13 protein-coding genes are annotated in these 13356 nt (G+C 72.8%); 3 read left to right on the forward strand and 10 right to left on the reverse strand.

Annotated features, from left to right (window positions below; genetic code table 11):
* Positions 1–171: 171 nt before the first annotated feature.
* Together LCD31_RS10555 and LCD31_RS10560 are read right to left on the reverse strand one after the other, a co-directional pair.
* Positions 172–966, reverse strand: coding sequence for an SCO1664 family protein (locus LCD31_RS10555; protein WP_224957642.1), 795 nt, complete (start codon positions 964–966; stop codon positions 172–174).
* A 6-nt stretch (positions 967–972) separates the two neighbouring features.
* On the reverse strand, positions 973–1539 hold the full coding sequence (locus LCD31_RS10560) for a DUF3090 domain-containing protein (RefSeq protein WP_224957643.1): 567 nt from the start codon (positions 1537–1539) through the stop codon (positions 973–975).
* Positions 1540–1787: 248 nt separating this feature from the next.
* Here LCD31_RS10560 and LCD31_RS10565 point away from each other — a divergent pair, with 248 nt between their 5' ends.
* The gene (locus LCD31_RS10565; RefSeq protein ID WP_224957644.1) at positions 1788–2720 is read left to right on the forward strand and encodes an LD-carboxypeptidase; all 933 of its coding nucleotides are present in this window, start codon (positions 1788–1790) and stop codon (positions 2718–2720) included.
* 37 nt (positions 2721–2757) lie between these two features.
* Complete coding sequence (locus tag LCD31_RS10570) at positions 2758–3387, forward strand: uridine kinase (protein ID WP_224957645.1); 630 nt, start codon at positions 2758–2760, stop codon at positions 3385–3387.
* A 227-nt stretch (positions 3388–3614) separates the two neighbouring features.
* Here the strand turns inward: LCD31_RS10570 and LCD31_RS10575 are convergent, their stop codons facing one another.
* The 6 genes from LCD31_RS10575 to LCD31_RS10600 all read right to left on the reverse strand — a co-directional run bounded on the left by LCD31_RS10575 (position 3615) and on the right by LCD31_RS10600 (position 10733).
* The gene (locus tag LCD31_RS10575) at positions 3615–5207 is read right to left on the reverse strand and encodes an ABC transporter ATP-binding protein (RefSeq protein WP_224957646.1); all 1593 of its coding nucleotides are present in this window, start codon (positions 5205–5207) and stop codon (positions 3615–3617) included.
* Positions 5204–6127 (reverse strand): ABC transporter permease, encoded by a 924-nt coding sequence (locus tag LCD31_RS10580; protein ID WP_224957647.1) that lies wholly within the window; start codon positions 6125–6127, stop codon positions 5204–5206. Before LCD31_RS10580 ends, LCD31_RS10575 begins: the two co-directional genes overlap by 4 nt.
* The gene (locus tag LCD31_RS10585; RefSeq protein ID WP_224957648.1) at positions 6124–7161 is read right to left on the reverse strand and encodes an ABC transporter permease; all 1038 of its coding nucleotides are present in this window, start codon (positions 7159–7161) and stop codon (positions 6124–6126) included. The genes LCD31_RS10580 and LCD31_RS10585 overlap by 4 nt, the downstream gene beginning before the upstream one ends.
* 3 nt (positions 7162–7164) lie before the next feature.
* The gene (locus LCD31_RS10590) at positions 7165–8946 is read right to left on the reverse strand and encodes an ABC transporter substrate-binding protein (protein WP_224957649.1); all 1782 of its coding nucleotides are present in this window, start codon (positions 8944–8946) and stop codon (positions 7165–7167) included.
* A 150-nt stretch (positions 8947–9096) separates the two neighbouring features.
* Positions 9097–9810 carry an Imm1 family immunity protein gene (locus LCD31_RS10595; RefSeq protein ID WP_224957652.1) on the reverse strand — a complete coding sequence of 238 codons (714 nt, stop codon included), beginning with the start codon at positions 9808–9810 and terminating at the stop codon, positions 9097–9099.
* Positions 9811–10109: 299 nt separating this feature from the next.
* Positions 10110–10733, reverse strand: coding sequence for a TetR/AcrR family transcriptional regulator (locus LCD31_RS10600; RefSeq protein WP_224957654.1), 624 nt, complete (start codon positions 10731–10733; stop codon positions 10110–10112).
* Positions 10734–10953: 220 nt separating this feature from the next.
* On the opposite strand from LCD31_RS10600, the gene LCD31_RS10605 reads away from it, so the two are divergent.
* Complete coding sequence (locus tag LCD31_RS10605; protein ID WP_224957656.1) at positions 10954–11757, forward strand: sugar isomerase domain-containing protein; 804 nt, start codon at positions 10954–10956, stop codon at positions 11755–11757.
* A gap of 131 nt (positions 11758–11888) precedes the next feature.
* Here the strand turns inward: LCD31_RS10605 and LCD31_RS10610 are convergent, their stop codons facing one another.
* Both LCD31_RS10610 and LCD31_RS10615 read right to left on the reverse strand, forming a co-directional pair.
* A complete protein-coding gene (locus tag LCD31_RS10610) occupies positions 11889–12674 on the reverse strand; it encodes an enoyl-CoA hydratase/isomerase family protein (protein WP_224957658.1) in 786 nt (261 codons plus the stop codon).
* Between the two features lie 114 nt (positions 12675–12788).
* Entirely contained in the window at positions 12789–12998 is a 210-nt protein-coding gene (locus tag LCD31_RS10615) for a helix-turn-helix domain-containing protein (RefSeq protein WP_009942935.1), read from the reverse strand.
* Between the last annotated feature and the right edge of the window lie 358 nt (positions 12999–13356).

The raw sequence follows: 13356 nt of genomic DNA on the forward strand, positions 1-13356 counted from the left end.
TCGCTGCGGGATCTTTTTCCCGAGTGGCTCCGCCACGAGGGAAAAAGCTGTCCTCGCGAGAATCCCGCTGAGAACCCGCTGCGGTGCCGGGTGCGTGCGTGGTCGCTGCTCAGCGGCTTCGCCGCTGACAAGAGGGCTGGGAGCTCCGGGCTGTTCGGCTCGGTGGCTCGGTCAGAACGCGGGCCAGGGGATGGCGGGCCAGTCACCGGACGGGGCCGGGAACTCGCCGGCGGTGAGCAGGGCGTCGACGCGGTCGACGAGCGCCTGCACCTCCTTCGGGGTGACGTGCTCGGCCAGCCGGGACGCGAGATCGCCCTCCAGCAGCGCGCGGAACCGGCTCAGCGCCTCCACCGCGTCCGCGGGCAAGCGCTCCCCGATCCAGCCCCACAACACCGTGCGCAGCTTGTTCTCCGCGTTCAGGCTCACCCCGTGGTCCACGCCGAACACCTCGCCGCGCGGCGAGTGCAGCACGTGCCCGCCCTTGCGGTCGGCGTTGTTGATCACGATGTCGAGCACCGCGAGCCTGCGCAGCTCCTCGTGCGGCGAGTGCGCCAGCAGCACCGGGTCACCGCGGTGGTCCTGGGCGCGCAGCACGGCGCGCCAGCCCTCCGGCACCTCCGACGGTGGCACCAGGTCCACCAGGTCGGAACCCTCCTCGGTGTCCACCCACAGCTGCACCATGCCCGGGCCGAACGGCCCCTCCCGCAGCAGCGTCGGCGGAATCAGGTTCCAGCCCAGCGCCTCCGCCACCAGGAACGATCCGACCTCGCGCCCGGCGAGCGTGCCGTCCGGGAAGTCCCACAGCGGCCGTTCCCCGCGCACCGGCTTGTACACGCACTCGGCGGTCACGCCCTCGTGCTCGACGGAGCAGAACAGCGTGGCGTTCGAGGCTTCCACGAGCCGGCCCTCGACCTCGATGCGGCCGTGTGCCAGGACCTCGCGAACGGCCGGATCATCGGGGTGCACGGTCGGCTAGTCCTCCTCGGAGCGGCGGTAACCGTTCTGCCGCGGGCAGATGTGCCCGTCCGGGTCCAGCGGCTCCCCGCACAGCGGGCACGGCTTGCGGCCCGCGTTGAGGACCCGCTCGGCGCGCTCGGCGAACGCGCGGGCGTCCGCGGGGCTGAGGAACACGCGGACCGCGTCCGGGCCCTCCTCGGTGTCGTCGAGCACCACCGACTCGTCGATCTCCTCCTCGGTGACCGCGAGCAGCTCGACGACGACGGCCTCGGTCTCGGCGTCCCAGCCGAGCCCCATGGTGCCGACGCGGAACTCCTCCTCCACCGGCACCGCGAGCGGGTCGGTGTCGAGCGAGTCGTCCGGCGGCGCGGCGGGCAGTTCCGCGTCGAAGCGGCGCTGCACCTCCTCCAGCAGCGCGCCGATCCGTTCGGCCAGCACGGAGACCTGCTGCTTCTCGAGCTGCACGCTGACCGTCCGGACGTCCTCGGACGCCTGGAGGTAGAAGGTGCGCTCGCCGGGTTCCCCGACGGTCCCTGCGACGAACCGGTCGGGCTGGCGGAAGACGTGGATGACACGAGCCATGGCACCTTCGACAGTAAGCCACCCGGCCCGCGGCTCGCGAAGCCGTCCCCTGTTCGGCCGGACACGGCCCCTCAGCAGCACCGTCGGCACCGCGCGTTCACCTGCGACCCACGTGCGCCGGGCTTCCCGCCACCCGGCCGGGCTGTTCGCCGAACGCGAACACACCGCCGCGGGCTGCGGTCCCGATCACTCGCGGCCCGCTAGGCTCTGGCCACCCCACGATCCGGACCTCCGGACGGAGTCATGCCATGAGCACCCGTGAACGACACCGGCCGCGACGGCTGCGAGCGGGCGACTCGGTCGCCGTGGTCGCCCCCGCGGGCCCGGTGCCCGCCGACCAGCTCGACGCCGGGTTGCAGCTGCTGCGCGACTGGGACCTGCGGGTCGTGCCCGGCAAGCACGTGCGCGAACGCCACCCCCGGCTGCGCTACCTCGCGGGCGCCGACGCGGACCGCGCCGCGGACCTGCAGCGGGCCTGGTGCGATCCGGAGATCGACGGCGTGCTGTGCGCCCGCGGCGGCTACGGCTGCATGCGGGTCCTCGACCACCTCGACTGGACGGCGATGGCCGCCGCCGAGCACAAGGTGTTCGCCGGGTCCAGCGACGTGACCGCCCTGCACGACGCGTTCGGCGTGCGGCTCGGCGTCGCCACCGTGTTCGGGCCGATGATCGGCACCGGCGCCTTCATCGACGACGCGCCCGCCCGCGAGCACCTGCGCCGCACCCTGTTCACCCCGGAGTCGGTGACGATCCTGACCCGCGGCGGCGCGGAGGCGCTGGTGCCGGGCCGGGCGCGCGGCATCACCTACGGCGGCAACCTGTCGCTGCTGGCGGCCGGGCTCGGCGCTCCGGACGCGGCCCCGCCGCCGGTGCGCGGCATCGCACTGCTCGAAGACGTCGACGAGGACCCGTACCGGCTGGACCGGGCGCTGACGCAGCTGCTGCGCGCCGGGTGGTTCGACCGGGCCAGCGGGATCGCGCTCGGTTCGTGGAGCGGGTGCGGGCCGGTGGACGAGGTGCGGGCGGTGCTGCGGGACCTGCTCGGGGACCTCGGGATCCCGGTGCTGTGGGAACTGGGCTTCGGTCACTGCGCGGCGCAGCGCACCGTTCCGCTGGGCGTGGCCGCCGAACTCGACACCGCGGCGCAGCGGCTGAGCGTGCTGCAACCCGCGCTGCGCTGAGCGACGGCTCGCACCGGACGTCGGGTAGAACGGCGGCATGCGGGTTCGGGCGATCACTCCGGAGAAGCTGGCGGGCGAGCTCGCCGACGCCGTGGACGGCATGCGCCGCCGGTGGCTGCGGGTCGCGGTCGACGGGGCCGCCGCGGCGGGTACGGCGGGCTTCGCCGACGGGCTGGTGGAACCGCTGCGGGTGCGCGGGCGCGAGGTGGTGCGGGTGCGGATGGACCGGTACGTGCGGCCCGCTTCGCTGCGGTTCGAGCACGGCCGCGACGATCCGGATTCGTTCTACGAGAGCTGGTTCGACCTCGCCGGATTGCGCCGCGAAGTCCTCGATCCGCTCGCCGACGACGGCACCGGGCAGGTGCTGCCCGCGCTGTGGGACGCCGCGACCGACCGCTCCCCCCGGCTCGACCGGGTACGGCTGCCGGAGCGCGGGGTGGTGCTGGTGGACGGTCCGCTGCTGCTGGGCGCCGGGCTGCCGTTCGACCGCACGGTGCACCTGTGGCTGCCGGGCGCCTCGCTGGCGCGCCACACGCCCGAGCCCGAGCGCTGGACGCTGCCCGCCTTCGACCGCTACCACGCCGAGGTGGCCCCGGAACGCCTCGCCGACCACGTGATCCGCGTCGACCGCCCCGGCCACCCCGCCGTCGTCGATGCCTGGACCTGACCGACCGAGCGGACCGAACCCACCCAGTCCTTCCCTTTCCTGTCAGCGGCGATGCCGCTGTGAGCAGCAACCCAGCACGCAGCAGAACCACCCGCGGGTTCTCAGCGCTTTCCTCGCGAGGACAGCGTTTTCTCCTGTGGCGGAGCCACCGGTGAAAGCGATCCCGCAGCGAGGAAAGCGCTGAGGTTCCGCCACCCGACCGTTCACGGGAGTCGGGAACGGGAAGATCAAGCAGGACGGCGGTCCAGGGTGGGGACTGCTGCCAGGAGGGTCTTGGTGTAGTCGTGCCGCGGGTCGAGCAGCACCTGCTCGACGGTGCCGAGCTCCACGATCTCGCCCCGGTACATCACCGCGACCCGGTCGGCGATGTTCCACGCCAGCCCCAGATCGTGCGTGATGACCAAAGTGGACAGTCCACGTTCGACGCGCAACCGCAGCAGCAGCGCCAAGATCTCCCCGCGGACCGTCGCGTCCAGCGAGGCGACCGGCTCGTCCGCGACCAGCACCTGCGGTGCCAGCACCAGCGCCCCGGCGATCACCACCCGCTGCCGCTGCCCGCCGGAGAGCTCGTGCGGGAAGCGGGACAGGAACTTCGACGCGGGCCGCAGTTCGGCGGCCTCCAGCGCTTCGGCGACCTTCGCGGCCTCGTCGGCGACGTCGCCGTGGATGCGCAGGCCTTCGGCGACCGCTTCGTAGACGGTGTGGCGCGGGTTCAACGCCCCCGTCGGGTCCTGCAGGACCAGCTGCACGCGGCGCCGGTACGCGCGGAGCCCGGCGCTGCCGGTGGGCAGCGGTTCCCCGTCGAACAGCACTCGCCCGGTGGTGGGCTGCTGGAGGCCGAGCAGGGTGCGGGCCAGCGTCGTCTTCCCCGATCCGGACTGCCCGACGAGCGCGATGATCTCGTCCGCGCCGACCTCCAGGTCGACGCCGCGCACCGCCCGCACCGCCGCCCCGGAGCGCGCCGGGAACTCCACCGCCACGCCTTCGGCGGCCAGCAGCGCCGGGCCGGCAGGACGGGCCGCTTCGACGAGCCGGAACTTCGGGTCGCCGACGGTGGGGAACGCGTCGGCCAGCGCCCGGCTGTGCTCGTGCCGCGGCGCGCCCATCACCTGCTTCGACGACCCGTGCTCGACGATGCGGCCCTCGTGCATGACCGCGATCCGCGCGCAGCTCGCCGCCAGCACCGACAGGTCGTGGCTGATCATGAGCAGCGCGATGCCGCGTTCGGCGACCAGCCTGCCCAGCAGCGCCAGCACCTGCGCCTGCACCACCACGTCCAGCGCGGTCGTCGGCTCGTCGGCGATGATCAGGCGGGGGTCGCAGGCGAGCGCCATCGCGATCATCACGCGCTGCTTCTGCCCGCCGGAGAGCTCGTGCGGGTAGGCGTCGGCGCGGTCGGCGGGCAGTTCCACCGATTCCAGCAGCTCCGCCACCCGCCCGCGCAGGTCACCGGTGGCGGTGCCGTGCAGCCGCATCGGTTCGGCGATCTGCGCGCCGACGGTGCGGACCGGGTTCAGCGCGTGCATCGCGCCCTGGAACACGACGGAGGCGGTGGACCAGCGGGCGGCGCGCATCCGGCCGAAGGACAGGCCGCGCACGTCCTCCCCGTCCAGCAGCACCTCCCCGTCGAGCACCGCCGAGCGCGGCAGCAGCCGCAGCACCGACATCGCCAGCGTCGTCTTGCCGCACCCGGATTCCCCGGCCAGTCCGAGGGTGTCGCCGGGTTCCAGGCTCAGGTCCACGTCGTGCACCGCAGGCACCAGGCCGTCGGTGCCCCGGTAGGAGATGGACGTGCCGCGCAGCGTCAGGATCGGGCTCATCGATTCCCCCGCAACCTCGGGTTGAACACCGCTTCCATCGCCCGGCCGCACAACGTGAAGCTCAGCACCACCAGCACGATTCCCACGCCGGGCGGCAGCAGGTACCACCAGGCGCCACCGGTGACGGCCCCGGTGTCCATCGCGGACTTGAGCATCGAGCCCCAGGACACCCGGCTCGGGTCGCCGAGGCCGAGGAACGACAGGGTGGACTCCATGATGATCGCGCTGGCCACCGACAGCGTGGTGTTCGCGAACACCAGCGGCAGCACCGCGGGCAGCACGTGCCTGCCGATGACGTGCCGGTTCCCGCCGCCGAGCACCTGGGCGCGCTCGATGTAGGGCCGGGCCTCCACGGTGAGGGTCTGCGCCCGCACCAGGCGCGCGGTGGTCGGCCACGAGGTCACGCCGATGGCCAGCACGATCGTGCCGAGCCCCCGGGACAGCACGGTGGACAGCGCGATCGCCAGCACCAGCGCGGGCAGCACCAGGAAGAAGTCGGTGAACCGCATCAGCAGCGCGTCGGTCCAGCCGCCGAAGTGCGCGGCGAGCACGCCCACCACGGTGCCGATCACCACCGACAGCACCGCCGCGGCGAGCCCCACCAGCAGCGAGACCCGAGCGCCCCACCAGGTCAGCAGCAGCACCGAACGCCCGGACTCGTCGGTGCCGAGCCAGGCCGAACCGCTCGGCGGCTGCAGCGCCTCCCCGGTCACCTTGGTGACGTCGAGCCCGGTCTGGTCGGTGAGCAGCGGTGCCAGCAGCGCCAGCGCCGCGATGAGCACCAGCAGCACCAGCCCGACGAGCCCGCCGCGGTCGGCGCGGAACACCCGCCACGACTCGCCCGCCGCCGCCCGCCGCCGCGCTCGCACCAGCCGGGCCGCGTCCCGTTCCGGCGGGGTCACCGGTTCGGTGGCCGTCATGCCGCACGCACCCGCGGGTCCAAGACCCGGTAGAGCAGGTCCGCCACCACGTTCATCACGATCACGCTCCCGGCCAGCACGATGAACGTGCCCTGCAGCAGCGGCAGGTCGGGCACGCGCAGCGCTTCGAAGGTCAGCAGGCCCAAGCCGGGCCACGAGTACACCGTCTCCACCGTGATCGCGCCGCCGACGACCAGCCCGAGGTGCAGGAAGATCAACGTCACGGTGGGCAGCAGCGCGTTCGGCACCGCGTGCCTGCGCCGCACCAGGTCTTCGCGCAGGCCCTTCGCGCGCGCGGTGGTGAGGTAGTCGGCGCCCATCTCCTCCAGCAGCGAGGAGCGCATCACCATCAGGTACTGCGCGTAGATCACCGCGACCATGGTCAGCGCGGGCAGCACCAGGTGCCGCGCCACGTCCAGCACCTGCGAGATCAGCACCGGCGGCGTGTCCGGCGAGACCATCCCGCCGACGGGGAACAGCCCCGGGAGCGGCCCCACCCCGACGCCGAACACCATGAGCACGATCAGCCCGAGCCAGAACGTCGGCACCGACCACAAGGTCAGCGCGACGGAGGTGGAGGCCTTGTCGAACGCGCTGCCGTGCCGCCACGCCGCCCGGGTGCCCATCCACAACCCGAGCGCGACGGCCAGCACGGTCGCGGTGCCCACCAGCAGCACCGTCGGGCCGAACCGCTCGCCGATCAGCTCCGCCACCGGCCTGCTGTAGGTGTAGGAGGTGCCGAGGTCACCGCGCACCAGCGCGCCGAGGTAGTCGACGAACTGCTTCCACAGCGGCTGGTCGAGCCCGAGCCGCTGCCGCAGCTGCTCCAGCTGTTCGGCGGACACGGGCGCACCGCGCGTCATGGTGCGCACCGGGTCGCCGGGCAGCACCCGGAACAGGAAGAACCCGAGCACCGCCACCAGGAACACGCTCACCAGCCCGCCGCCGAGCTTGCGCGCCAGGTACCCGGGCCAGCCCCCGCCGGCGCGGCCCCGGGCCGCCTGGTCCCCGGCTTCGACCGTCAAGTCGGCCATGCCTCACTCCCGTTCGTCGACGGTGGCCCGCCGGTGCCGCGCCACCAGCAGGCCCACCGCGCCCGCGACGAGCACCACGCCGGCCAGCACCAGCAGGGTGGTGCGGTCGTCGGCGGCCCGCGAGGTCGTAGCGGCCGCGGTGGGCCGCGCCCCGTAGTAGCCCCAGTAGCCCTGCTGCCCGGTGATCACGCCGCCGTCGGCGGGTTGCGCGGTGAACCCGCTGAACCGGTCGGAGCGGTAGGCCTCCAGCGAGTTCTGGTAGTACAGCACCGATGCGGACGCCTGCTCGTAGAACCGCGCCTGGGCCTGCTGCACCAGCTCGATCCGCTTCGCCGGGTCGAACTCCCCGAGCTGCTTCGCGTAGCTGTCGTCGTAGGCCGGGTCGCACAGGAACGAGTCGGGCGTGCCGCCGCCTTCCGGGGTGGGCCGGGAGGCGCAGGTCTGCAGCCGCAGCACGTAGTCCGGGTCCGGGTTCGCCGACCAGCCGGAGATGGCCAGGTCGAAGTCCCCGGCGGTGGTGCGGTCGTTGACCTGGTTGTCCGAGACGGGTTCGAGCCGCACGCGGATGCCGACGTCGGCGAGCCAGCGCTTCACGAACTCCCCGACCTGCGCGTCGGCGGAGGCGCTGGCGTGCAGCATGAACCGCAGCTCCAGCGGCTGCCCCTGCGGGGTGCGGCGGACGCCGTCGGGGCCGCGCCGGTAGCCGGCCGCGTCGAGCTGCCGGTTCGCCTCGGCCAGGTCGAACTCGCGGGGCCGCGGCGGGTTCCAGTGGTAGTCGTCGAAGATCGGCGGGAGGTAGCCGCCGCCGACCTGCCCGTAGCCGTTGAGCACCCGCTCGACCAGTGCTTCCTTGTCCACGGCGTGGTCGATGGCCCGGCGCACCCGGACGTCGCGCAGCGCCGGGTGCCCGCTGCCGATGGGGTCGCCCGCGCTGTCGGCCGCACCCGGGTTGATCAGCATCTCGAAGAACCGCCGGCCCTGACCGCGCACCTGCGCGATGTCGCGTTCCCCGGCGAGCGCGTCGAACTGGGCGGGGGTGAGCCGCTGGGCGACGTCCACGTCGCCCTTGCGCAGCGCTTGCACCGAGGCGTCGGTGTTCTTGAACTGCACGAACTGCAGCTCGGAGATCTTCGGGGGCCCGCGCCAGAACCGCCGGTTCGCGCGCAGCGTCGCGTACTGCTCCGGTTCGTACTCGGTGAGCACGAACGGGCCGGACCCGACCACCGGCATCCGGTCGTTGGCGAACCCGGCGACGTCGGGGATCCCGGACCACACGTGCTCGGGCACGATCGGCGCGTCGATCGCCAGCATCGTGGCCTGCGGCGTCTTGGTGCGGATCACCAGGGTCCGCTCGTCGGGCGCGGCGACCGAGGCGAAGTTCTCCACGAAGTTGCCGTTCGCGGTGGCCGCCGCCGGATCCCGCATCATCCGGTCGTAGGTGTAGGCGGCGTCGCGGGCGGTGACCGGCTGCCCGTCGGTCCACCGCACGCCGTCCCGGATGCGGAAGGTCCAGGTCAGCCGGTCCGGGGAGGTCTCCCAGCTCTCCGCGAGCTCGGGGGTGGCCGAGAAGTCCTCGGGGCTGTAGGTCGTCAGCGTGGGGTAGATCAGCCGGAACAGGTCGGTGGCGGCCAGCGAGTACCCGAGGAACGGGTTGAGCGAGTCGATCTGCTGCGGCACCGCGACCCGCAGCCGGGCCTCGCCCTGCTCGGCGGGCGCCGCGATGGCCGCGTTCGGCACGAGCAGGCCACCCAGGACGAGCAGCGCGACGAGCAGTCTCCGCCCCACGATGCACCCCACCCTTCTCCAGAAGTGAGGAGAAAGAACCATCCCCGGGTGCGGTTAGTCAATGCTCCACGAGCCGTGCCGCAGGCCAGGTCACGGAGTGTGTACCCAACCGTTACGCGGTACCGGATCGGCCCGCGCCCACCCGCACGATCAGGTGTCGCCCCAGCGGGCCTGCTGCCACTGCACCGCGTCCGGCCGGGAGCCGTCGACGACGTAGCCGAGCAGCCCCGCGCGCAGGTCGCGGAACGGCAGCACCGAGTCCTTCGGGAACAGCAGCGCGCTGCCCGCGTCGAACCGGAGCTTCGGCGCGTCCGCCAGCGGCGCCGGGTTGCAGGTGTGCCACGAGGTGAGGTCGCCTTCCTCGGACTCCTCGGTGTAGTTGAGCACCCCGACCTCGGCGTCCGCGTCGGTCACGATCCGCAGCTGCTGGTAGGGCCCGGCGATCTCGTCGCTCTCGTACGGCCGGTCCCACACGTACAGGTGCGCGGCCCGGCCCGCCGTCGGCGGCCGCAGCACCTTCTCCACCAGGGACGCCTTGTCGTCGCTGGTCGTGGCGTAGTGGCGTTCGCCGTCCACGACGGCGGTGGCGACGGTGACGCCCAGCTCGGTGTTGCGCGCGCCCACCGCCTCCGAGCGCAGCGCGTCCAGGCACTCCCGCGCCTCCCGCAGGGCCTTGATCGCGGCGCCCTGGTGCAGCACCAGCTCGCCCCAGTACGGGTGGCCGTGGATCTTGTTGAGCTCGCCGTAGACGGCGCCGGTGGCCTCGATCAGCTTGTCCACCTGGTCCAGCGGAACGTCGGAGAGGCGGGCGAACACGACCGCCAAGGGTTCGACCGGGCCGTCTTGCAGAGGCGGATTCGACATGCCTTCGTTGCACCCCACGGGAGTCGATTCTGCTGGTCTCGCATGGACACGCCGCGAGCAATGATGCCAACCCGCTCGGCGCCCGCGGACAGCGGTACCGGGAGAACGAAGACTCCCTGTCGTGATCTTGCCACTGCGCAGCGCGGCCACCTGGGGCGGAACCCCAGCTCACCGGACCGGAACGACGAAGCGGACCGCTCGTCCCGCGAGGGGGAGGAACGGCCCGCGCAGCACCTCGGAACTCGCCACCCGGCGAGCGGGACGGGTTCCGCGGCGGGGCCGGTTCGCGGCGGGAGCGGTCAGCTCGCCTGCCCGCGCAGCAGGCCGTCCGCCGGCTCCGCGTCCACCGCCATCCCCAGCAGCGAGCGCCCCAGCTCGTCGGGATCGCCGAACCCGATCCGCCCCACCACGTCGTCCGGCAGGCTCAGCATGGACATCGCCACGCCCATCATCCCGGCCTCCAGCAGCCCGCCGCCGCGCGCGGAGATCGGTTCGCCGACCGCGGCGTGCAGGGTGACCGCCGAATCGACCCCCGCCAGGGTCATCTCACCGAGCGCCGAGCGCACCTGCGGGTTCCGCACGCCTTCCAGCTGGAGCTCGAACAGCGCCAGGAACTGCGAGCGCGCCGCGCCCGCCATCCGCCGCAGCATCGCCAGGTACAGCGCCCGCACGTCGTCCGCGGACACGCCCTCCGGCATGTTCTCCCGCAGCCGCCGCATCGCCGCGGTCTGCTGATCGGCCATCCGCCGGGCGATCGCCACGTACAGGGAATCCCGGTTCGGGTGGTAGTTCTTGGTGGTGCCTTCGGGGAAGCCCGCCTCGCGGTCCACGGCCCGATGGGTCAGGCCGCGGCCCCCGTCCCTCGCCAGCACCTCGATCGCGGCGTCGGCGAGCTGGACCCGACGATTCCTACGCTGCGGCATGCATCCCCTGTTGATCTTGCGCTTGTTGATCTTGCGTCGGCCCGTGCGTGCAGCGGCGCCCGTCCCGCGACCGACACCGCAGAGTAATCATTGTAGCGCGGGAGTGATCACCGCACCGCGATCAACACGGCGCCGCCCGCGGGCCGCTCCTCGGTTGCCAGCACCCGCGCCATTGGTATAGACCGGCAGGGTTCCGCAGTTCGCACCCAGGAGTCCGCGCATGCCCGACAATCCCGGCACCGGCCGCCCCGAGGCCACCTCGACCGCCACGCCCCCACCGGAACCGACACGAGCCGTGACCGGCCCGCACCACGCCGAACCGACCCTCGCGCACCTGCGCGCCATCGGCGAGCACAACGCGGCGGCGCTGCGCGGGGCGGCCGAAGCGCTGCTCGACTGCGTGCGCGCGGACGGCCTCGTGTTCACCGCGGGCGCCGGCCACTCCCTCGCCGGGGTGATGGAGTCGTTCTACCGCGCGGGCGGGCTGGCCGCGGTGCGTCCGCTGTACCACCCCGATCTGCTTCCGCTGCACGGCGCGGTGGCCTCCACGAACACCGAACGCACCAGTGGGCTCGCCCGCGAGGTCCTCGCCGAAGCGGGGTTCCGCGGCGGGCGGGACGCGTTGGTCGTGTTCTCCAACTCCGGGGTGAACCCGTACCCGGTGGAGCTGGCGGTCGCCGCGGCCGAAGCCGGCTCGGTGGTCGTCGCGATCACCTCGCCGCTGGCCTCCGCCGACGCCCCGCTGCGCGCGGGCACCACGCTCGCCGCCCAAGCGGGGATCGTGCTGGACACGCTGGTGCCGGGCGGTGACGCCAGCTACCCGGTGGCGGAACCGGTGACCGCGCCGCTGTCCTCGCTGTCCAACGTCTACCTGTGGAACATGCTGCTGGTGGAGCTGCACGACGCCGCGCAGCGGGCGGAGGTGCCGCTGCCGGTGTGGCGCAGCGCCAACACCGTCGGCGGCGACGAGGCGAACAAGGCGAACCTGCAGCACTACGGAGCCCGGGTCCCCGGACTCGTCTGACCCGCAGGAACGAACCGGGGGGGGTCCCGCGCGATGCGGAACCGGCCCCGGTTCGGAAGAGCTCCCGATGTGGGGATCTCGGCGCTCGCGCCCCGAGCCCGAAGGCCCCGGGGCCGAGAACGCGCTACCGCTCAGCCGGAGCCGAGCATGCCGGAGATCCGGCGGATCTGCGCCGCCCGCTCCGCCGCCAGCTGCTGCTCCGGGTCCACGGCCTCGTCGGCCTGGGCCAGCAACGCCAGCGTTTCGCGGACCGCCCCTTCCGGCGGTGCGCTCAGCGCCTCCACCAGCCGGTCCACCTCCGCGTCGAGCTCGTCGGCCACGACGACCGAGTTGGCCAGGCCGATCCGCAGCGCCTCCGCGGCCGGGACGTCCCGCCCGCTCACGCAGATCTCCACGGCACGCGCGTAACCCACCGCGCGCACCAGCGGCAAGGTGCCGCCGAGGTCCGGGACCAGCCCCAGCCCGGTCTCGGCCATCCGCAGCGAAGCGTCTTCGGTCAGCACTCGCAGGTCGCAGGCCAGGGCGAGCTGGAAGCCCGCGCCGATGGCGTGCCCGTGCACGGCCGCGATGGTCACCCGGTCGGGTTCCCGCAGCCAGCTGAACCCCTGCTGGAACGTGGCGATCGCGGCGTCGGCCTCTTCGGTGGGGCGCTGCCCCAGCGAGACCAGGCCGGGTTCGCCGTCCACCTCGTCGGCCCCGAACAGCCGCCGGTCCAGCCCCGCGGAGAACGCGCGCCCCCGCCCGCGCACCACCACGACCCGGACCTCCGGGTCGAGGGACTGTCCGATTTCGCGCAGCGCCGCCCAGGTGGCCGGCGTCTGCGCGTTCAACTTGTCCGGGCGATCAAGTGTGATGGTGGCGCGCCGCCCCTGGACCGTGAGCCCCACACCGCCACGGTCCAGAAGGTCGGCGTCCATCCTCGACTGCTCCAAGCGGGCCTCCATCAGTTCTGCGTTGACCGGACAGGAACCGCGCAAGACGTTACCCGCCGGTCGAAAACGGACCGCATGGAACCGATCATGCCCGCCGGGTCACTTCTTCTTGGTCCGCGTCGCACCCCCACGTCCGCGCAGCTGCACCCCGGACTCGCTGAGGACTCGGTGCACGAACCCGTAGGAACGGCCGGTCGCCTCGGCGAGAGCGCGAATGCTCGCACCCTTCTCGTATTTCTTCTTCAGGTCACTGGCAAGCTTGTCCCGGGCGCTCCCTGTAATTCGCGCACCCTTCTTCAGGTCAGCCACAGTGTCCCCGCCTTCCCTCCGAACAGGTCGGGCCGCTCGCGACCCCTGTCGTCGCAATGATCGAACAGGACGGCCGTAAACGCCAGGCGATCATGCAAAAAGATCGCCCAACGGTTGAGATCGATAGGCTGCGATCACCGGAATGCGCTCGACCGTTCGGTCTAGCCAACTCGGGACATCCGGCGGTGAGGATCGCCATCCCACGACGTTTTGGCTGGTCAGAGCGTGATGACTATGCGGGGTGGGGGGGGGGGGGGGGCGCCCCCGGGGCCCCCCCGGGGGCGGGGGGGGGGGGCGGGGGGGGGGGGGGGGGGGGGGGGGGGTAAAAAAACAACGCGGGGGGCGGGTGGGGCAAAGA

The sequence above is a fragment of the Saccharopolyspora sp. 6M genome (genome assembly GCF_020176775.1).
Taxonomy (GTDB): Bacteria; Actinomycetota; Actinomycetes; order Mycobacteriales; family Pseudonocardiaceae; genus Saccharopolyspora_C; species Saccharopolyspora_C gregorii.